We start from the raw sequence: 20480 nt of genomic DNA, 5'->3' as shown, positions 1-20480 counted from the left end.
GACCGCTATAACTAATATACAAAATAAAACGGAATTAATTGATAAAAATTTTGCTACCCTGTTCTTCGTCCTTTTCTATCGAAAGGGACACTGGAATACGTTCTTTGAGTTCTTCAACGTGTGAAATAATACCGACGATCCGGTTTTCCTTATGTAAATCCAATAGCGTTTCGAAAACAATATTAACAGAAGTGATATCTTGTGTTCCAAAACCTTCATCGATAAAAAAGAAGTTTTTGGCCGCACGCGAATTTGACTGCACACTTTCGGCCAAAGCCAAAGCCAAACTTAGGGATACCTGAAATGCCTGTCCACCGGATAATGTTTTTACACTGCGACTTTTTCCCTCATTCAAATAATCTATAATTTCAAATTCATTGTTGTCGTTCAGCTGTAGGCTAAGCTGATTTCGGGTCATGCGATGGAACCGAATATTTGCATGATCACACAGCTGCCTTAGGTAAATCGAAGAAACATATTGTACAAAGCCCGCACCTTTAAAGAGATTAAAAAGTTGCTTCAAATTGTCATGGCGTAAATTTAGTTTTACCTGTTGTTGCAGGAGATTTTCCTTTTTTGCATAGGCGATTTTTAGCTGATCGCGCTCCTGCTGAAGTAGGGCAACAGCTTCAGTGCTCGCTTTCAATTGTTGGGCGCTCTCATCCAGGATTTTTTCTTGTGCAAGAAATTCGTTCTCGTCATATACCTGGTCGACGAGTTTCTTTTCCGACTGACTGATCTGTGCCTTCACAGTTTCAAACTGGATTTGAAACTGTTCAAGCTCTTGTCGGATCTGTATGACAGACAAATTCTCGGCAAGAATTTGCCGAATCTCTGCCAAAGTTTCAAAGGATGAAGCCACAAGTAGCTGCTGGATTGTAGCATCGGTTTCTTGACTTTCACGACGGATATCTGCAAGCTGTTCAACAATCGTCTGTACCAAGCTGTATTGTGCTGCAAATTGACTGTTTAACTCATTTAATCGTTCGCTTAAAGTAATGTAGTCGCGCTCAATCTCCAGATTTGATCTTTTCAGTGCAGTATATTCCTTTTCAACTGCTTCGGATTTCCGCATCTCATAATCAGACCAGCGCAGCGCTTTCAGGTTCCCCATATTTTGATCAATCTGGGCCTGTTTGCTTGCTTCATCACGTTCAAACTGATGCAGTGCTTTATTGTATTTCTCCAGCTTTTCCTCAACGGAAGCGAGTGTCGTCTGGTGCTCACCAAGCTGTTGCTCCACTGTTGTTATCTGTGTTTCGATCCGGGCAAGTTCCTGCTTATTTGATGTGTAGCTGGATTCATCCGTAGCGCTATAACCGATCCATGTAAATTGCTGAGCATGCGCAATTTTGCTATTGGTATTCAGCTGAATTTTCGTGTTTAGATCTTGTTGCTGCTCATTTAATGACTGCAAGCGCAGCTGGAGTTTTTCGACTTGGAATTGTTGGTCCTGTTGATGCTTAAGACTTTCATTTGTCTCGGCAATCAATTTTTCATTGGCGGCAACTTCCTGGGAAATATCCTGTCCTTGGTTGATAGCAGGATGTTCCAATGCTCCACATAGTGGGCATGGGGATCCTGCTTTAAGGTTTTCTGCATATTGGGTCAACCTTTGCTGCAGGAGAAGATGTGATTTTTCATTTTGGAGAGACTGAAGTTTTCGCTCGAGGGCACTGGCTACAAGGAGGTGATTTGATCGGAATTTTTCGAGGTCCGGATGAATGGCCTGGAGTTCCTGCTTCAGCACAGCTATACTTGTTTCTAAATCAATGGCCTGCTTGTTTAGATCGTCTTCCTGTTGTTGGATGCCCTGCTGTTTGGCGTACCACTGGCCCAGCTCCATGAGTTCATGGGCAGAAGGCTTTGATTGCTTTAGCCTAGCGATCTGAATTTCTGCCTCTTGGATTTTGGCTTTAAAATGTCGTTGTTGCGCTCTTGTTTCCTCCACAAAATTACGCCCCTTCTGTGCCCGATCCTGTAAACTCTTAATTTCATTTGAAAACGTAATCAATTGGCTTATCAATTCAAGGTCCAGTTCCTGGACACGACGTTGCGGCAGTAGTTCGTATTGTGATTTCAACAGATTGAGATTTGAGGAATGCTCCTGCATCAGCTGCTGAATTTCGGCCTGTCTCTTTTTTTCGGTTTCTACTCTTTTATGTGCAATTAGGCCTTCTTGTGCTAATTTTTCCTTGGATTTAAGAATATGTAGAAAGTTGGTTTGCGCTTCCTCAAAGCGGTTTAACTTTAATCGTAAGGTCTCTTTTTCACCTTTTTGTTCTAGCAATTGCTGAAAGAGCGCCTTCACCGTACGAAGCTCTAAGACATCCTCTTTGAGTTTTTTGAGCCTTAAGAACTTTTCATGATGCGACTTGTACGACGATTCAATCGCGACGAAGGACTCGACTGCCAGTTGGAGATTTGTTTCGGTCGTTTCTATCTGTTCGCTTGTAACCTCGTCAAAACCTATTAATTGACCGTTGAGGTGATCCAGCTCGGACTGATTTTTTTTATAGAGGTTGGAAACTTTATCCTGCAGGTCAAATCGATGCAGTTGAAAAATCTCTTTCATCATATCCGTCCGTTCCTTAGCGCCAAGTTCTATAAACTCTTTGAACTGCCCTTGGGGAATGATGATTGTTCTTTTAAAGTTCTCATAGCTTAATCCAATGATATGCTGTGTGTTGCTGCTTTCCTGTGGAACCCATTCTTCATTTATTTTTTCGTAGAGTACAACCGTGGGGGATTTTACATCATCGAAATTTTTGGAATTGCGTTTAAATTCGCGGGTAATTCTAAATGTACGGTCTTCAAAATTGACAAAATCAAGCTCGATATAAGATCGATTGGACTTGAGATTCATCATGTTATAAGCGCGTTTATCCCGTGCATTCAGGCGTTCCGTTTCTCCAAATAAGGCGTAGGTAATCGCTTCCAATATCGATGATTTACCGGAGCCTACAGCACCGAAGATACCAAAAAGCCCAGCTTGAGAAAGCGCGGTAAAGTCGATCGTCTGACGTTCTTGATAAGAGTATATCCCCTCTAGAGTTAGCTTTAATGGAATCATGGATTAAGAGTTTAGGATTTCGCGAAAAAGATCAAGGATGTCGTCATTGGGCGCCTGATTGCTATTCTTGGATTTGAAATAATCGTTGAATAAGGTCGACATGTCTTGTGTAAGATTGATTTCTTTATTGTCCCGAAGCGCTTGCTCATCTTGTTTAACGAGCGGAATGAGATAGATTATTCCCGAATGGCTCTGATAGATTCGCTTGCGGTCTTCGGCTTTTAAGAAGGTTTCTGATTTCAGCGTGAGCTCCACCAAAGCATCGGGGTTTTCAGACAACCAGGATATGCACTGTTCAATATCGTCGAACGATTTTCGGATCAGCGGTTTGCCCTGAGTTAGTGGAATGCGCTCAACCCTTGCTTGCTCGCCGGCCGATACATTGACCAGTGCGACGTATTTAGCTTGCCCAGCCTCCGAAAAACTATAACATAGGGGTGAAGATGCATAAACCACCGGTTTTTCGGCAGAACCGATATTTTTATACCCGTGGAGATGCCCTAATGCGGTATATTGGACCTGTGGTGGGATGGCCTCTGAATAGATTAAGTCTGCATTGCCAATTTTGACCGGTTTTTCGCCGTCAGGCTCCTCTAAAAGTGGGCTGCCCAATTTATTCATGTAAAGATGTGCCGTCAATATATTTACGCCTTTATCATCGCAATAGGTATTGGCTATTTTTTGCCAATTTGCTGCTAAGACCTCATTTAATTTACTTTCTTTCTCTTCGCCTAGATATTGTTTTAAGCGTATTTCGTTGGCATAGGCTGTATGAAGAATACGAATCGGATAGTCAAATTGCGGTAAGCTCAATTCAATGAAGCCCGTATCTGACTGTAACACGGTGAAACCATCTGTTGTGAAAGGGGTAACCACAGCATGCGGATGCCCAATTAGGATGATGCCCGACGCTCGTGCCAAAGGATCGGGCGCGTCAATCAAATGGGGTGAATCGTGATTGCCCGCGATTGCTAGTACTGGGCGTATGCCATTCTTGGTAAGACGCTTGATTGTTCGGTAGAATAGCTCGATGGCTTCCACACCGGGATTGAAGGCATCGAACAGATCTCCTGCGATGATCACGAGATCCACGTTTTCCCGGTCTGCGATATCAACGATTTCATTCATGACCAGTACTTGTTCATCTATCCGGGAGAAACTGTCCAATCGTTTTCCTAAATGCCAATCGGCGGTATGCAATATTTTCATGTGAGAGCTTGGATATTTTGCGCAATGTTACAAACTAAGATAAATTTGGCATGAAATGCAATTATAATTGGATGGAATCTTCCAAATGATCAGTTTGGGGCAAATATGGGATGTCGTCTTTGCGTTGTGCTAAAGTGTAATGTTGTCGCAATTGAAATGTTAAAACATGTTAAATGCGTGTCATAAAAGTCATTTAATTGTATTTTTAGTGCTCCAAAATTAAGCTAGATAGTCATAGACAAGAAATATGCGAAAAGTTTACCTGTATATCTGTTTTTTCTTTATGCTGTTGATGCGCGTAAACGCGCAGGAAATACATGCTATAAAAGGAGAAACTGCTTATCCTTTTTTATTGAAAGATGCCGCACCAGATTCATTGGAATCTGAAAAACAACCTGTATTTGTGTTTTTACATGGAAGAAGTTTGTCCGGGACAAATTTAGATCGTGTAAAGCGTTATGGTGTATTGTATGCCATCAACAAAGGGCAGGAGGTACCTGGGATAATTGTTGCGCCACAGTCCCGGGGAGGATGGGATCCGGACAAAGTAATCGAAATTGTTGACTATGTTATTGAACATTACAATGCTGACCCCGACCGTATTTACGTTTGCGGCATGAGTATGGGGGGCTATGGCACCATGGATGTGGCTGGTAAATATCCCGAAAGGGTGGCTGCTGCAGTAGTAATATGTGGCGGCGGATCGAGTCAGTATGCTTCTAACCTGACGCAGGTGCCGATATGGCTTCATCATGGTACCGCTGACCGTGCAGTGCCAATTTCGGAGTCCAGAAAAATTATGAATGCGATTAAAAGAGAAGATCCGGATGCAAATGTGAGCTTAAATGTGATAAAAGGGGGGACGCATGGAAGTGTGGAGCGATTGTTCCATGATGATGCAATTTACAATTGGATGTTGAAATTTAAGAAAAAGCATAAATCTTAGGGTCGTATTGGTCCGGTAGCGGTGTATCGAAAGACAATTTATAAAAAAAAAGCCTGATGAAGTATTTCCGTCAGGCTTTTTTTATTTATTAGCCTTCGTGATCAAATGCAGGCGGTCTTTTTTGAAATTGTGCCATCAATATATTGGGTTGATGGATCAAGTGTGTCTTTGTGAGATATTCGGAGTTGTCTGCATAAATAAACAACAACGTTCCATCTTTGATGGTGTTAATGATAGGGCCTGCAAATTCCCTTGGTACTGCGGGGCAGCCGTAGCTTTTACCGAGTCTGCCTAAACTTGCTATTGTACCTGTGCTACAGTAATCGGCGCCATGCATCACAACGTATCTTGCTTTTGCATTGTCATTTATACCTTCTTCAAGACCATTTAATACCAAGGAGTAGCCATTCTCGCCGTTGTACGTATTTTCTGTTGTGAAGAACCCTAAAGAACTTTTAAGTGACTCCTGTTGATTTGAAAAATTGACGGCATAGTTTTCTCCGCTATTTTTTCCATGCGCAACCAGTGTGTTGAAAAGTACTTTTTTGTGCGCAAGGTCGAGTACCACAAGTCTTTTTTCCGTTGATGCCAATGAAAAGTCAATGACGGTCATGATGTCCTTGTTGTGGATCGGAAGTTCTTTTCTGCCTTCCATTGCTTGACGAAACGCTTCGTATTTTAATACTTTGCCTAGATTCATTTCATCATACAACGAGTCAACTTCGGTGTGTTGACGTTCGACATTGATACGATGAGTGCTGGTGGTTTGTTGATCTGTTGTTTTTAATTCTTCTTGTGAGGACAATGCTGTATTGAGTGCCATCAAAAGAAACATAAACGTATTTCCCATTCTTCTCCCTTTTCTGTGTAGATGTTTACAAAATTAATTATTAAAGTTAATACATATTTGATTTACAGAATGTTAAATATTGTTAATCAATAACAACGACCAGTGAAGCGAGGTCTTTTGACCGTTTATAGACAAATTGAGCGTGAGATGACGCATTTCTGACGCACATATGCGACTTGGGGGTTGTGCCTAGGCTCTCACTATATTCGATAATGCTGCCATTGGGATTGTTGACTGGAACTCCATGTATATAGGCTCCGGCGGTAAATCGAGTGGCATAAGGCGCGAATCCGGCGTAAGTTTTGGTGCCGTCTTCATAATAAAACATCTTGGATTTGTGTTCCTGAACAACAAAGAGGCCTGTTGGTGTTTCCTGGGCATGGGGAGGTTTGTGCCGACCACTCGTCACAGGATTCATGCTTCGGATAAGCCATTCGTTTCCGACTTTTTCCAAGGTACAGATATTTTGGTTCTTTACATCGACGACATTGATGATCTTGAACTGCACAGTGTCGCTAATAATACGCAGATATCTTTTGGGAACCGTATATTTTCCTTCGAATGAAATACCTTCAATCGGAATTCGAGCTATGCTGTCGGGGCCTTGTATGCGGACAAGCCAGCCGTCCCGACCGTAACGAACAGCTTTGGCGCTGTTAAGATCGTAGAGTGGTGCCGCTTGATAGCGTTCAACGTTGAAACTGTCGGATACGCGTTTATAAGAGTCCCGTTTATAGTCCTGTATTGTTGGGGCTTCGCCTTTTTCATTTTGATAATTCTGTAGAACCCCATACAGTGATGGTGTCTGTTGAAAATTTTCGATAAAGGCCAGGCGTTCTTTGATCTTTTCCCATTGAAAACCGCGTGTGGTGTCTTTGTAAGGATAGCTGTCTTCCAGGGTGTATTTGTTGTAAAGCAGCTCTTTTTTTAAGGTAATATCCTCAGCGGTAAATATTTTTTTCTGCTCAACCTGCTCTTTAGGTGGAGTAGGTTTTTGCTGCTCAGTTTGCTGATTGGTTTTTGCTGTGTTTTTCTTGTCCTGCTGGCATCCCGGCAATAGAAACAATATGCTTAGTATTAAACAGGTTAATCTTCGATTCATATATGGAAGTATAGATTATCGTTTTATACCTTAAACTTAGATAATTAGTTTATTATTTGCAATTTTATTGCAGTTGAAGGAAATAGATTTGCTGTTAAACCTTACTATTCGTTTTGTGAACTGTAACAGATTTTCAATGATAAGGCGTTTATTGCGGTAAAATTTTATTTTAAAGAGCTGTCTTGAATGCGGGGGAGATATTTCTTCGATGATGGATAAAAAGTTAGTTTTGTGATCTGAAATAAATGATATGGACAAAATTGTTATTTGCTCGGCGGTGATGCTTGCTCCGGAAGGAGATTTGCTAATGGTTCGTAAAAAAGGGTCTAGCTATTTTCAGCTACCTGGAGGGAAGGTAGGGCCAGAAGAAAGCCGTGAGCAGACCTTAATTCGTGAACTGAAAGAGGAGCTTCGGTATGATGTGAGCAGAATGGAAATAAGCTTTATCGGTAGTCACAGTACACAGGCTGTAAATGAAGTAAATACGGTGGTCGTGGGCTATATCTATTTAATTAAACTTGCAGAGCAATATGCATTTGAGCCCTATGAAGAACTGGAAGAAGTGCTGTGGATCAGTAGAGCTGATTGGCAAAGTTATCAATGGGCACACCTGGCATCCGAGTTTGTTCTACCAAAATGGCTTTCGGGTGATTTTGATCGTTAAATCGTGTAGGGTAAACAAATTAAACCTTTGTTTGTTAGAGTTTTATATAAACTATAAATAAACAAAGATTATGGAAAATCAGCTTTTAAAAGGGGCGAAGGACTTTTTTGACGAAGAGGCGGTCGCTCAGATAGGGCAAGTTTTAAATCAGGATAAAGAGGGGGTAAAGCAGGGTTTGAATGTAACAATTCCCGCCTTGTTTTTAGGTTTAAGCCAGCATTCCGATTCCGGTAGTGGGATTTCGGAGATACTTGAAAGGGCTAAGCAGCACTTTGCGAATTTTGATTTCCACGAGCTTCTCGGTAGTGTGACCAAAGCAGATGAGCCCGCAGGGGATCCTGCTGTGAAAGGCGAGAATGCTCAGGGTTTATTGGGATCAATATTTGGTGACGGTCTGGATACTGTTTTGAGTACTGTTGCCGGTTATTTGGGGTATGATGGCAGTTCCATTGGGAAATTAATGAATTTTTCTTTGCCCGCGATATTCTCCAGTCTAACAAATAAGGGCCAAAATTGGGATTTTGATCGTATCGGTCATGTTTTGGAGGAAAATAAAACCGCTTTTGCTGCTGCTGTTCCAGCTGGGTTAGGCTTAGGCGCCTTTGGGAAGCTTTTTGATGGTGCGCATTTTTCTGCACCGGAAGAATCCGCGACTGAACATGCAATTCCTGCTGATGTTGCTAAGGAGGTGGATAGTCATAAGTCAATACCCATTAATCCGGCAAATGAACTGGAAGCACATAAAGAGCCCTTGTCACTGCCAAGAGCGGAAGAGTCCAGGGCAGCAATCGCTGGAACCGGTTCGGGTGGCGGTTGGTGGAAGATTTTAATCGCCCTGGTCGTATTGGCTGCACTTTGGTTTTTATTTGGAAAAGGCTGTAGTGGAAGCAAGCAAGACGGTGCTACCGACACCAGTGTAAATAAGACAACGGTAGAGTCAGATACTATGAAAACGGGTTCCGGTATGGTCGAGCGCGAGCAAACGGAGGTCATCCTACCAAACGGTGTCAAACTTGCTGCTTTTAAAGGCGGGATAGAGGATCACTTGGTCCAATTTTTAAAATCCGATTATAAATCGATGGGTGAAGATTCCCTGAAAAATACCTGGTTTGATTTCGATAACCTGAATTTCAAAACAGGTACAGCCGAGGTACTGCCTGAAAGTCAGGTGCAACTAAGTAATCTTGCAGCGATATTAAAGGCTTTTCCTGCAGCTAATATTAAGATCGGTGGCTATACCGACAAAACGGGCAATGAGGATTTTAATAAAAAGTTATCGCTTGAGCGGGCAACGGCTGTAAAGGATTACCTGAGTAAAGAGCAGCTTTCCAAACAGGTGATAGGTGCAGAGGGGTACGGCTCACAGTTTGCTAAGTATAAGGCCGATGCGCCAGAATCTGATCGTATTATGGATCGGCATGTTTCGATAAGTGTTCGATAATTGCTTTGTGCAGCATAACTAGACCGCTGTGAAAATAAAAAAGAGCAGATTCCACTGGAACCTGCTCTTTCCTTTTATGTGTAATGCAATGTTGTTTAGAAACTGTAGACACAGGCCAACAGAAATTGTCCTGCAGATTTGGTTGGGCTTAGATCGTTTTTGATGAATCGTTCGGTATTTCCTTTGTCAATTCTGATTTCGGGAATAAATTTGAATCCATGGTAATTATATTCTGCTGTCAATGTGGTTGCGAGGATATTGGAACTAGGGATTCCATTTTCTTCCTCTTTATGCGTTTGGAAAAACTCTTCGCGTAATCCTAGGCCGAAATGTTCTGAAAAGTGAATTCTAGGGTAAAGTGCTACTCCAGAGTAACCCCCACCATCTCTCTTTTTATAATTTGTAGCATTTAAACCAAGGAAAAATTTGGAGGTGAAGTCATAATTAGCAACGAGATCGACCAAGGTTCCAGAGCTGTAATTGGTTTTACCGCCAGCAGAGGATCCTGTCAGGAAATTGAGATAAAAGCTGCTTTTATCATTGGGGGTATAGGCTAGTTGGGAGCCGACATGGGAAACTCCGTTCATATCTTGATAGACATTCCAGTCGTTAAATAGTCCGACCATTAAAGCCACTTTATCTGAGAAACTATACGTAGCTTTTAAACCAGCGTCTTGAAATGGGCCGGCGCCGAATAAATAAGAAGTTGAATAATGGAAGTTGTAGGTTGGTGATATCACTTCAAAACCCACAAATGTTCCCATGAATCCTGCAGTAAGATTGAGTTTCTCGGTTAGATCATAGCCTACATATAGATTTTGGATATGAAAACTGTTTTTGTCGTCGCCAGCCTGGCCGTCGCCATTCATAATGGATCGATATTGCCCTCTGGGGCCAAAAGATAATTCTCCGACAAATGATGCTTTTTTAAACTTCTTTTTTACAGCCAAATCCACCATCCCAATAGAGACGGAGTTGTTGTCTTCGGTAAAATAGGTGTTGATGTTAGGTTTGTTTTGAAAATCATATTTCCAATAGGTATCCACTGATCCGGATATTTCTATCCCTTTTTCTTTTGTTTCTTCTTGTGATGTCGCTGTTTTTATTAGAAATAGTGATAAAAAGATGGTTGTTAGAAGTTTTTTCATGTTTTTTTTGGTTTAAGTTTGATTTGTTTGATTTTTTAAGGCTTAATTCTTTTGTTTTATCTGTTTTGTATTGGTTTTTGTTTAAAAATTAATTGGTAATTATGGTTTTTGTGTTTGTTTTTGTGAAATTATGTAAAAAAAATCATAAAAAATAAAATGACATAGTATTTTTTTAACAAAAAGAGTTTATATTTGAAAAAATTATAAGGGAAAGTAGGTTTTTGTTTTGTTCTTGTATTTTTTTAACAATTTTATTAATATATTGAAAACACTAATCAGTTTAAACAAATGAAAAAAATTATTCCACTCATTGTTCTAGTTCTTTTGGGAGTATTGGGACTTGTATTTCCGTCCATCGACTTGTCTGATTTAAACAAGGCAGAATTTGATACGGGAGATACGGCCTGGTTGTTAACTTCTTCTGCATTGGTGTTAATTATGACACCTGGACTTGCCTTTTTTTATGGCGGTATGGTTAGCAAGAAGAATGTAATTTCAACGATGATGCAAAGCTTTATATGTATGTGTTTAATGACAATCCTCTGGGTCATTGTTGGCTTCAGTTTGGCTTTCGGCGATGATATCGGTGGTATTGTCGGTGATCCGCGTACATTTTTTATGATGAAAGGTACATTAGGGAATGTCGCTTGGGGAGCGCTTCCCACTATACCTTTGGTTTTGTTTGCGATGTTTCAATTAAAGTTTGCGATTATCACACCAGCATTGATTACGGGGGCTTTTGCGGAACGTATTCGTTTTAATTCATTTATGCTATTCATTATTCTGTTCAGTATTTTTATTTATATGCCGTTGGCACATGCTACTTGGCACCCTGAAGGTATATTAGCAAAATTTGGTGTTCTTGATTTTGCCGGGGGTACAGTTGTGCACATGTCGGCAGGTTGGGCAGCATTGGCAGCAGCGATTTATTTAAAAGGACGTAAAATGCAAATTCATAATCCGGCGCGCATAAGCTACGTGATATTAGGTACAGCACTCTTGTGGTTTGGCTGGTTTGGATTTAATGCAGGTTCAGCTGGTGGAGCAAATTCTTTGGCAGCTTACGCTTTTGCGACAACGACTACAGCATCAGCAATGGCCGCCATGGCATGGATATTTGTTGATATCATACGTGGAAAGAAACCTTCAGCAATGGGGGCATGTATCGGTGCCGTTGTTGGTTTGGTTGCGATTACACCAGCAGCTGGTTTTGTCAGTATTCCACATGCGATGATCATTGGCTTGGTTGGCGCGTTGGTTAGTAATCTGGTTGTATATCTGAGAAGTAAAACAAGTATCGACGACACCTTGGATGTATTCCCTTGTCATGGGGTAGGTGGCATGGTTGGTATGGTACTTACCGGTGTGTTTGCCCATCATAACATTAATCCTGTTGTTGTGGACAATGGTTTATTTTTTGGCGAAACGAAGTTGTTTTTTGTCCATATGGTCGCACTATTTGCCGTGTCATTTTTTGCCTTCGTTGGTTCACTTGTGCTATTGAAGATCACCGATCTTATTGCTCCATTACGCGTCGAAGAGACAGATGAAGAGCTTGGTTTGGATGTTTCTCAACATGCAGAAGCATTGTAACCTAGTCGCAGCATAACGCATAGTTTATCCCAAACAATCTACTGCTTAGCGGTACATTGTTTGGGATATTTTTTGCATTTTTGTCCTGCCAGGAGAGAAGTGTATGATGCTATGCGCTATTTCGAGTACCTGTGCCTCTAAAAAGATTTTCATGACTACTGAGATTAAAGATACTTTGCGTTCTGATTTTGAAAAAATGATGCGTTATTGCCTACAGAAAAATGGTGATTTCGGTTTTAACGTGTTTGGTGATTATGCAGTATCTGTATTAAATTTTTATGTCGGGAGTTCAATTTTGCCACTCAACGAAAAACGTGCTGGTGCCCTATTTCTTGTAAATCTCTACAATGCAGGTATCAGAAATGCAATCACGCCGGAAGATATTGAGGAAATAGCTGATGTACTCACACAGGACAAGACGTTAAACTACCCGCTATTAGCTCCGATCTTCGACTAATGTTTGGTCCATACAAGATCGCCGGTTTCATAGCCACATTGCAGGGCATAGGTTAAAAATTCATTTCTGATTTTATCTGGAATCTCTGTCTCACGGCCTAAAATCCACATATAGTCTAGATTGTCACCAAAAACGAGTGCGTATTTATAATCCGGCGTTATTTTTACAATATTATATCCACTGTAGAAAGGACCAAAGAACGATACTTTAAGTGCGCCTTCATTGGGGCTGTTGACAAATTTGGCTTTTCCGATAGACTGTTTCCAGCGTTCTTTGTCTTCGGAGTACCCTTGGTTATTGACACGTATTGTGCCATTTTTATTTTTGCTATATTCTGCGGAAACTTGACTTAAGCCTTTTTCCCAATAGAAGTCGAGTCTGGCTATTTCAAACCATTTTCCAAGATATTTATCCAAATCAAATGGATCCACGACATCAGGTCGCGAGACGACAGGTTTAAAGGCGTTATAAGCCACAGCCCCAAGTGCTATGCCAGTTAATAGTAACAGTGATTTTTTCTTATCCATGTTCATCTTCGAATATGTTTATTGTTAAAACAACAATTTTGATACCAATAAGGTTTAGACATACCGAGCTATTTTACTAATTTTGTTGACTAAAAATTTGTATCGGTGTATTCAAGGGAAGAGATAAAACAATTGAAACAGTTATTCTGGACGAAGTTTGGACAATTTATGGCTTTACATGCATCGGCAGATGGGGAGAAGGCAAATTGGATTAACTACAGGACAGGTATTAAGCATTTATACTTCAGAATGGATGCGGATAAGAAGCTGGCAACTATTGCGATACAGTGGTCCCAACCTGATGCTGGGCTCAGGGCATTAATGGCAGAACAATTTCTTCAGTTTAAAGCATTGTTGCAGGATCTTCTTGAAGAAGAGTGGATTTGGGATATGGACGGAATGGACGAATATGGAAAGCCGATTTGTCGGATCTATACAAGCTTAACCGGTTACAGTGTTTTTAAAGAGGATGACTGGGCCGAGCTCATTTCTTTTTTTAAGCCTCGAATAATTGCTTTGGATGAGTTTTGGTCTTCGGCTAAGTATACGTTCGATATTTTCAAATAATTAACATTCAGTATAGTAAGATGAGTTATTACAGGTCTGATTCCGCTTTTCAACTCCAGTTTGTGGGAGCGAACGGCGTTTTTCTAACAGGTAGGAGCTTCGTCATCATTTAAAACAACAATCTAATGAGAAAAATGATCAAGGGTTTGCTGGCAATGGCATTGTGTTTTCAACTTTCTTCGGTATTTGCGTGGGGGACAACAGGGCATCGTGTCGTGGCTGAAATTGCGGAACGCCATTTGACTAAAAAAGCCAAAAAGAATATTGGAAAAATTATTGGACAGCAAAAGCTGGCCTATTGGGCCAACTGGGGGGATTTTATCAAATCAGATCCCAATCCTGAATTTAAAAAACTGGGGAATTCTCATTTTATAAATTTAAACTCAAATTTACCCTGGGCCGATTTTCAATTGGGTTTAGAAAATTCAGCTGATGAGAATCTGTATAAGACAGCGCTCCGTATTGAGAAATCCTTTGCAGATAAGACTATTCCAATGGATCAACAAAAGCAAAACCTGTATTTCTTGATCCATATTCTGGGCGATGCGCATCAACCCATGCATGTTAGCCGTGCCGAGGATCAAGGTGGTAATAAGATTGAAGTAAGCTGGTTTGGAAAAAAATCAAATATTCACCGTGTTTGGGATAGTGATTTGGTAGACAATGAGAAGTATAGTTATACCGAGTTTGCAACTGTTTTAGATGTGAATAACAAAAAAGAGAATGAACAGCTGGCAGCTGGAGAGCTCGCTAACTGGTTGTATGAGTCAAATCAATTGGCTGAAAAGATTTACGCTGACGTAGCTAATAATGCCAATTTATCGTACTCCTATGTTTATCAAAACAAGGATATTATGGAGCAATGTATGCTAAAAGGTGGCTTAAGGCTAGCTAAAGTATTAAACCGAATTTTTGGTTAATATTACGGCTACCATAAATTATTAAAAAGGCGTATCCTGAAACGATACGCCTTTTTTGTCGTAGTATGTCATTGCGATCACATTGATTTTATGCTTTCATTTAAACAATGTCCCTAGATTAGTTGTTTCCTCTATATTAAAATCAATTTCAATGACTATCCCGCAATTATTTAAAAAAATTGTTCCCTTTGCCAAACCTTATCGTCAGTTGATTATTTATACCTTGCTATTAACGGTAGTGGGGTCTTTTGCTGCGCAAATAAACGCTTTTATTTTACGTTATACCGTCGATCGGATTAATGATCTGATGGTCGCCAAAGAACCCTTATCAAAAGGCATGTATCTAGTGGGCATGATCAGTATTATTTTGTTAATTAAAGAAATTGTCTACGCTTTTGTTCAGTTTGGTCAGAAATTTTACGGAGAGAAACTTCGAATTTATACGCACGGGACTTCTCTCAATCCATTGTAAACCGCATTTTAACCTATAAGTTAGCCTTTTATACCTCAAGTGATAATGAAAGTGGAAAATTGGCTACCCGAATAGACGCCGGTATTAGCTCGTTGACACGTTTAGTCCAAAATTTCTTTATTGATATTCTGCCTTTGTTTGCAAATGCAATCATAGCATTAATCTGTATGTTCTATGCTAATGTATATGTAGGGCTGGTGGGAGTGGCTGTTATTCCTTTGTACCTTTATATTAGTCAGACTCAAGCCTCCAAGTTGACAGGCTTTAGGCGGCAGATGCGCAATTACAGGGAGTCGAAAAATAACCGGATCATTAGTTTGATCGATTCAATTTTAGTAATTAAATCATTCGTTCGGGAGCCAGAAGAAGCTAAACGTCATGAAAAGATCCAATTTGAAATGACGGAGAATCAAATGGAAACTCGAAAAACGAGTTTTCTTTATGATAGCATTAAAAATTTTGTCGAACAGATTGCTGTCGTCATTATCATCGTTTTAACAGCTTATCTTGTTCTCTCTGGCCAAATTACTATTGGTGCGATTATGTTTCATATCATGTTATTTAATAACGTTTCGGCGCCGATACGTCAGTTGCACCGTATTTATGATGAGGTAAACGATGCCCTGATCTATTCAGAATCTTTCTTCGAAATTTTGGAATCTGACGAGCATATTGAATCAAAGGGTGATTATAAGCCAGCACATATTCAAGGACATTTGGCGTTACGGAATGTATTTTTTGAATATCCAAATGGAACCGTTGCTTTAAAGGACGTGAATTTTGAGATCAAGCCGAATGAAATCACAGCTTTAGTGGGGCTGAGTGGGGCCGGGAAAAGCACGATTATCAACTTATTGGATAAATTTTATGAACCTAGCAGTGGCCAAATTTTTTTGGATGGGGTAGATCTGGCAAAGTATGATACAGCGTTTCTCCGTCGACATATCGGTATGGTTTTGCAGCGTAATCATATTTTTAAAGGGACTATCTTTGAAAATATCGAGTATGGTAAGATGGGAAGTTCTAGGGAAGAAATTATTGAAGCAGCCAAGAAAGCCTATATTCATGAGCAGATTATGGATCTGCCCAAAGGTTATGATTCAGATGCGCAGTCACTATCAGGGGGCCAACAGCAGCGGATCGCCATAGCCCGTTTATTTTTAAAAAATCCACCGATTATTTTTCTCGACGAGCCTACGGCTAATTTGGACGCCATCGCGACCGAACAGATTAAAAATAGTTTGGATGCCATAAAGAAAGACCGTACAGTAATTATCGTTTCCCATAGTATCTCTCAGATCATCGATTCCAATGCCATTGTGGTTATGGAAAAGGGAATGGTGGTGGAGAAAGGGCAACATGAAGATCTATACGCACATAAAGGAACTTATTATGATATTTTCTCAGCAATGGCCAATAGTTTAAACCTGAGTAAAATAAGCAGAACATTACAAGCAGATGAAAGGTGAGGTATTATTAACTTGTGCGACTATGTAAAATCATACCAATGACCACCATGACAATACCAATACAGGAATATACATTTGGAAGCGCCGCCTGCAGGATAAGAATTTCGCCAACCAACGTAAAAATGACTTCCATAGCCTGTGTTGCCTCTACAGCTGCCAATGCTTTATGGTCCTGATGAACGAAATCGGTAGCTGAGAAAAATAAAAGTGTGGCAATCACTCCCGAACAAATGGCTACTAAAAAGGTTTGGAAAAGTTGACTATCAGTGGGCAGGCCATTATCTAAATAGCCAAATAGGCTCAGGATAATCCAAAATGGCATACTACAGAGTGTCATGCCGAGTGTACGTTGAAAAGCATCCAATCTATTGTTCGATATTTTCATCATTTTACGGTTACCTAAGGGGTAGGCAATAGCGCCGATCAACACCGGGATGGTTCCCAATAGCATTGTGTTTAAGGAGGTTGATTGAGCTTCTGAAATTTGCATCAAAAGAATACCTAAAAAAATAAGGATGGAGAAGAGGAGTGAAGCTTTTGAAATGCTTTTTCGTTGCCCTTTTTTATCAAGTAGCGGACCAATAAACATGCCGGCTATAATGGTGAATTCGAAGGTGCTAGCTACGAGCCAAGATGGGCCATAATTTGCGCCATAGGTAAGTGTTGCATAGAATAGCCCGAATCCGATCGTACTCCAAAGAAGCCATTGCCAACGGTTGGATCTGATTTCTTTGAGTAAATCGATGAGGTTTCCTCTTATGGCAACAATGATAAGTAAGATTGGAAGCATCCAAATAAAACGTAAAGAGGCTGTCCATTGCCAACTTCCACCGGAGACTGCCATAATTCGGTTTAGAACGAAGGTGCTGGCAAAAAATAATGCAGCTAGCGTTCCTAAAAAAAGTGCATTTTTTTTATTCTTTTTTATTGTAAATTGGATTGGCATAAATAAAAGGAGTGCGATGTATACTTAACTTTGTGAAAGTAAGCAAATGTCCGTTCAAATGGAAATGAAACAAAAACTAATTGATTTTTATCGCGATTTTCTCATTTAAAATTCCTTATTTTGCCTAATCAATAAAACAAGTAGTAAGAAAATTAATCAAGATGATTATACAACCAAGAACTAGAGGTTTTATTTGTTTAACCTCGCATCCACAAGGGGCTGCGCAAAACATTAAAAATCAAATTGAATACGTGAAATCCAAAGGTGAGATCGCGAATGGTCCAAAGAAAGTATTGGTAATCGGTGCTTCTACTGGATTTGGTATTGCATCTCGGATTTCTGCAGCATTTGGTTCTGGAGCTGCTACAATCGGTGTATTTTTTGAAAAACCTGCAGCAGAAGGCAAGCCAGGAACTGCTGGATGGTACAATTCGGCAGCTTTTGAGAAAGAAGCCCATGAGGCGGGATTATATGCCAAAAGTATCAATGGCGATGCTTTTTCGGACGAAGTGAAAAAACAAACTATTGAACTTATTAAAAAGGATCTAGGACAGGTTGATCTAGTGGTTTATAGTTTGGCATCACCACGTCGTACGCATCCAAAAACTGGCGTAGCACACGCTTCTGTTTTGAAACCGATACAAGAACCTTTTACCAACAAAACGGTAGATTTTCATACAGGTGTAATTTCAGACATTACCATTCAGCCTGTTGAAAATGAAGAAGATATTGCGAATACTGTAGCTGTTATGGGTGGAGAAGACTGGAAGTTTTGGATCGAAGATCTTAAAGCTGCTGGTGTGTTAGCTGAAGGAGCAAAAACAGTTGCCTATTCTTACATAGGTCCTGAACTTACTTATCCAATTTACCGTAATGGTACGATTGGTCGTGCAAAGGATGATTTAGAAGGAACAGTGCCTGCAATAAACGCGATTTTGAGCGATATTAATGGTGTATCCTATGTATCGGTGAATAAAGCCTTGGTTACACAATCAAGTTCAGCTATTCCAGTTGTTCCTTTATACATTTCTTTATTGTATAAAGTTATGAAGGAAAAAGGTATTCACGAAGGTACAATTGAACAAATGCAACGTTTGTTTGCTGAGCGACTTTATACCGCTGACGGAAAGGTATTGCTTGATGACAAAGGTCGTATCCGTGTTGATGACTTAGAAATGCGTGAAGATGTTCAGGCTGAAGTTGCAGCATTATGGGAGAAAGCAACAACTGAAAATTTAGCCGAAATTTCAGACATTGAAGGTTACCGTAACGAGTTTTTCAATTTGTTCGGTTTCAATTTCGACGGTATCGATTACAACGCTGATACCAATGAAGTTGTTGGTGTACCTAGTATTGAAGGTTAATTTTAACGGATATACCTACAAAAAGAGCGGATAATGTTTAAACATTATCCGCTCTTTTTGTAGGTATATCTTTGATGCTATGTTTATATGTTTGGGAGACTATGGTGTCAGCTCCCGCCGCTTTTGATAGAGTAGGTTTCCAACAACGGCAAAACCAATAGAGACTATAATGGTACTAAATGGGTATATCGCTGTCATACCCATATTATTGGCCACAAAGCCAATTAAAGGGCCTGTGATACCTAGTGAAATGTCTATAAATAGTCCGTAAGCAGCCAGAGCAGAGCCTTGTTGACTTTGATCTACCCGCTTAATGGCTTCGACACCAAGCGCTGGAAATACCAGTGAGAAGCCAAAACCCGTTAATGCTGCGCCCAATAGGGTCCATAATGGATCAATAGCCACTGCGATAACCATGAGACCTAATGTTTCAACGAAAAGACTCACTAAAGCAACTTTAAGCCCGCCATATTGGTCAATAACCTTATTGAAAATAAGCCGTGTTAAAATGAAGAATACGCCAAATATAGTTAAGCAAGCTGCGCCATTTTGCCAATTGAAATGTTCATAGTAAAGCGTCATAAAAGTGGAGATACTGCCAAAGCCTAGACCTCCTAGAGCAAGACAGATTCCAAAGGGCGCTACTAAAAGCAATACGCGTTTAAAACTCACTTTTTCAGCCTTTTTACGTGCGACTTGGTAGGGTGTTTTAGCGCGGCAATAAAAGTAACCAAGGAGGCCAACTGCACTGGTAAGTAGAGCTAAAGCTTCGTAATTGATATGATCCACCATCAAAACACCTAAGGGTGCACCAATTGCCAATGCACCATAGCTGGCTATTCCGTTGAAAGAAATTGCTTTTGCGGCATGTTCATCGCCGAGTTCCATTAATGCCCAATTTATAGGGCTCGCACCCACCAGCCCCTCTCCAATTCCAGTAAACAAACGGGTAATAAGCAGAAGCCCTAAACTGATAAAAGGCTGTGATTTAAATAAAAAAACAAGGAGCAGAAGGAGTCCTGATAATGCAAAAAATAACATGCTGCGCGAAACTGAAATCTTGGGACCCTTGGTGTCTACAATTTTTCCTGCATAACCGCGGAGTAAGAATGTAGCGACATACTGAACACTAATGACCAATCCCGCAATAATTGTATTAAATCCTAAAGTTTGATGAATAAAGATGGGAAGGGTTGCAAGCGATAGGCCGATTGTGAAATAACCAAGGAAAGTTAAAGAGACATAGCCTAAAATCTTTTGATTGACCTCCCGAAGAGAAATTGTCATTATAAAAAATTTTAGGCGAAATTACGTCTTTGTGCTTGTTTTTAGAAATAAAATCAATAAACAACTGTCTCTTTAATATCACAATTTTTTTCGAGCCATTCTTGATCAAATTGTTTTGGTGAAATTCTTTTGCCTTGATAGATATAGTAAACTTTTTCAGATTCACCCTTTACTGGAGGACCGGGGATTTTATTAACAATCTTCTCTTCAGGACAGTCTTGTATTAAAGCCTGTTCTTTGACTTGACGAGTTTTACATGAAGTGAACGCAATTACAAAGATAAAAAGGTACAATAGTTTATTCATGAGTTTAGTTTTAATACAAGTGTTAACGTAAGCGCTGTCTAAAATGCGACATCAATTTATTCAATAGTGTACAACTTTTTGATCGACTCTTTGTTCTATAAAAGATACCTGAAAAGTTAGAAACGCGACAGGAGAAATTG

Annotated in this window: 19 protein-coding genes; 10 read left to right on the top strand and 9 right to left on the bottom strand. The window is 40.2% G+C overall.

Translation table 11 applies throughout. The features are described from left to right. Positions 1–34: 34 nt before the first annotated feature. Positions 35–3073 (bottom strand): SbcC/MukB-like Walker B domain-containing protein, encoded by a 3039-nt coding sequence (locus IQ31_RS00900; protein WP_145326819.1) that lies wholly within the window; start codon positions 3071–3073, stop codon positions 35–37. A 3-nt stretch (positions 3074–3076) separates the two neighbouring features. Then, entirely contained in the window at positions 3077–4282 is a 1206-nt protein-coding gene (locus IQ31_RS00895; RefSeq protein WP_120334286.1) for a metallophosphoesterase family protein, read from the bottom strand. A 247-nt stretch (positions 4283–4529) separates the two neighbouring features. Here IQ31_RS00895 and IQ31_RS00890 point away from each other — a divergent pair, with 247 nt between their 5' ends. Next, complete coding sequence (locus tag IQ31_RS00890; RefSeq protein ID WP_145326818.1) at positions 4530–5228, top strand: carboxylesterase family protein; 699 nt, start codon at positions 4530–4532, stop codon at positions 5226–5228. A gap of 88 nt (positions 5229–5316) precedes the next feature. On the opposite strand, the gene IQ31_RS00885 is transcribed toward IQ31_RS00890, so the two are convergent. Further along, a complete protein-coding gene (locus IQ31_RS00885; RefSeq protein WP_244294286.1) occupies positions 5317–6078 on the bottom strand; it encodes a murein L,D-transpeptidase catalytic domain family protein in 762 nt (253 codons plus the stop codon). An 82-nt stretch (positions 6079–6160) separates the two neighbouring features. Next, positions 6161–7180 carry a L,D-transpeptidase gene (locus tag IQ31_RS00880; protein WP_145326817.1) on the bottom strand — a complete coding sequence of 340 codons (1020 nt, stop codon included), beginning with the start codon at positions 7178–7180 and terminating at the stop codon, positions 6161–6163. A gap of 250 nt (positions 7181–7430) precedes the next feature. Here IQ31_RS00880 and IQ31_RS00875 point away from each other — a divergent pair, with 250 nt between their 5' ends. After that, positions 7431–7844 (top strand): NUDIX hydrolase, encoded by a 414-nt coding sequence (locus tag IQ31_RS00875; protein ID WP_145326816.1) that lies wholly within the window; start codon positions 7431–7433, stop codon positions 7842–7844. Between the two features lie 70 nt (positions 7845–7914). After that, complete coding sequence (locus tag IQ31_RS00870) at positions 7915–9285, top strand: OmpA family protein (RefSeq protein WP_145326815.1); 1371 nt, start codon at positions 7915–7917, stop codon at positions 9283–9285. A 95-nt stretch (positions 9286–9380) separates the two neighbouring features. Here IQ31_RS00870 and IQ31_RS00865 read toward each other — a convergent pair whose 3' ends face one another. Further along, positions 9381–10433 (bottom strand): outer membrane beta-barrel protein, encoded by a 1053-nt coding sequence (locus IQ31_RS00865; protein ID WP_075992777.1) that lies wholly within the window; start codon positions 10431–10433, stop codon positions 9381–9383. Positions 10434–10721: 288 nt separating this feature from the next. On the opposite strand from IQ31_RS00865, the gene IQ31_RS00860 reads away from it, so the two are divergent. Together IQ31_RS00860 and IQ31_RS00855 are read left to right on the top strand one after the other, a co-directional pair. Further along, on the top strand, positions 10722–12026 hold the full coding sequence (locus tag IQ31_RS00860; protein ID WP_075992776.1) for an ammonium transporter: 1305 nt from the start codon (positions 10722–10724) through the stop codon (positions 12024–12026). Between the two features lie 151 nt (positions 12027–12177). Beyond that, on the top strand, positions 12178–12483 hold the full coding sequence (locus IQ31_RS00855; RefSeq protein ID WP_075994821.1) for a hypothetical protein: 306 nt from the start codon (positions 12178–12180) through the stop codon (positions 12481–12483). Here IQ31_RS00855 and IQ31_RS00850 read toward each other — a convergent pair. Next, positions 12480–13016, bottom strand: coding sequence for a lipocalin family protein (locus IQ31_RS00850; RefSeq protein WP_240199576.1), 537 nt, complete (start codon positions 13014–13016; stop codon positions 12480–12482). The genes IQ31_RS00855 and IQ31_RS00850 overlap by 4 nt on opposite strands. Positions 13017–13142: 126 nt before the next feature. On the opposite strand from IQ31_RS00850, the gene IQ31_RS00845 reads away from it, so the two are divergent. From IQ31_RS00845 to IQ31_RS00835, 4 genes are all read left to right on the top strand, one after another. Beyond that, positions 13143–13577, top strand: coding sequence for a DUF4268 domain-containing protein (locus tag IQ31_RS00845; RefSeq protein WP_244294284.1), 435 nt, complete (start codon positions 13143–13145; stop codon positions 13575–13577). Positions 13578–13702: 125 nt separating this feature from the next. Then, the gene (locus IQ31_RS00840) at positions 13703–14497 is read left to right on the top strand and encodes a S1/P1 nuclease (RefSeq protein WP_208734067.1); all 795 of its coding nucleotides are present in this window, start codon (positions 13703–13705) and stop codon (positions 14495–14497) included. 151 nt (positions 14498–14648) lie between these two features. Beyond that, positions 14649–14969 carry a hypothetical protein gene (locus IQ31_RS27810; RefSeq protein ID WP_244294282.1) on the top strand — a complete coding sequence of 107 codons (321 nt, stop codon included), beginning with the start codon at positions 14649–14651 and terminating at the stop codon, positions 14967–14969. Continuing rightward, on the top strand, positions 14912–16438 hold the full coding sequence (locus IQ31_RS00835; RefSeq protein ID WP_342212498.1) for an ABC transporter ATP-binding protein: 1527 nt from the start codon (positions 14912–14914) through the stop codon (positions 16436–16438). The genes IQ31_RS27810 and IQ31_RS00835 overlap by 58 nt, the downstream gene beginning before the upstream one ends. 7 nt (positions 16439–16445) lie before the next feature. Here the strand turns inward: IQ31_RS00835 and IQ31_RS00830 are convergent, their stop codons facing one another. Beyond that, on the bottom strand, positions 16446–17384 hold the full coding sequence (locus tag IQ31_RS00830; RefSeq protein ID WP_145326814.1) for a DMT family transporter: 939 nt from the start codon (positions 17382–17384) through the stop codon (positions 16446–16448). Positions 17385–17545: 161 nt separating this feature from the next. Here IQ31_RS00830 and fabV point away from each other — a divergent pair, with 161 nt between their 5' ends. Further along, on the top strand, positions 17546–18748 hold the full coding sequence (gene fabV, locus IQ31_RS00825) for an enoyl-ACP reductase FabV (protein WP_088161698.1): 1203 nt from the start codon (positions 17546–17548) through the stop codon (positions 18746–18748). A gap of 99 nt (positions 18749–18847) precedes the next feature. On the opposite strand, the gene IQ31_RS00820 is transcribed toward fabV, so the two are convergent. Continuing rightward, positions 18848–20035 carry an MFS transporter gene (locus tag IQ31_RS00820; RefSeq protein ID WP_145326813.1) on the bottom strand — a complete coding sequence of 396 codons (1188 nt, stop codon included), beginning with the start codon at positions 20033–20035 and terminating at the stop codon, positions 18848–18850. Positions 20036–20088: 53 nt separating this feature from the next. Then, on the bottom strand, positions 20089–20340 hold the full coding sequence (locus IQ31_RS00815; protein ID WP_088161696.1) for a hypothetical protein: 252 nt from the start codon (positions 20338–20340) through the stop codon (positions 20089–20091). Positions 20341–20480: the final 140 nt, after the last annotated feature.

Source organism: Sphingobacterium siyangense (assembly GCF_007830445.1).
In the GTDB taxonomy this organism is placed as follows: Bacteria; Bacteroidota; Bacteroidia; order Sphingobacteriales; family Sphingobacteriaceae; genus Sphingobacterium; species Sphingobacterium siyangense.
The sequence above is the reverse complement of the archived record's forward strand: the minus strand, read 5'-3'. Positions and strand labels throughout refer to the sequence as shown.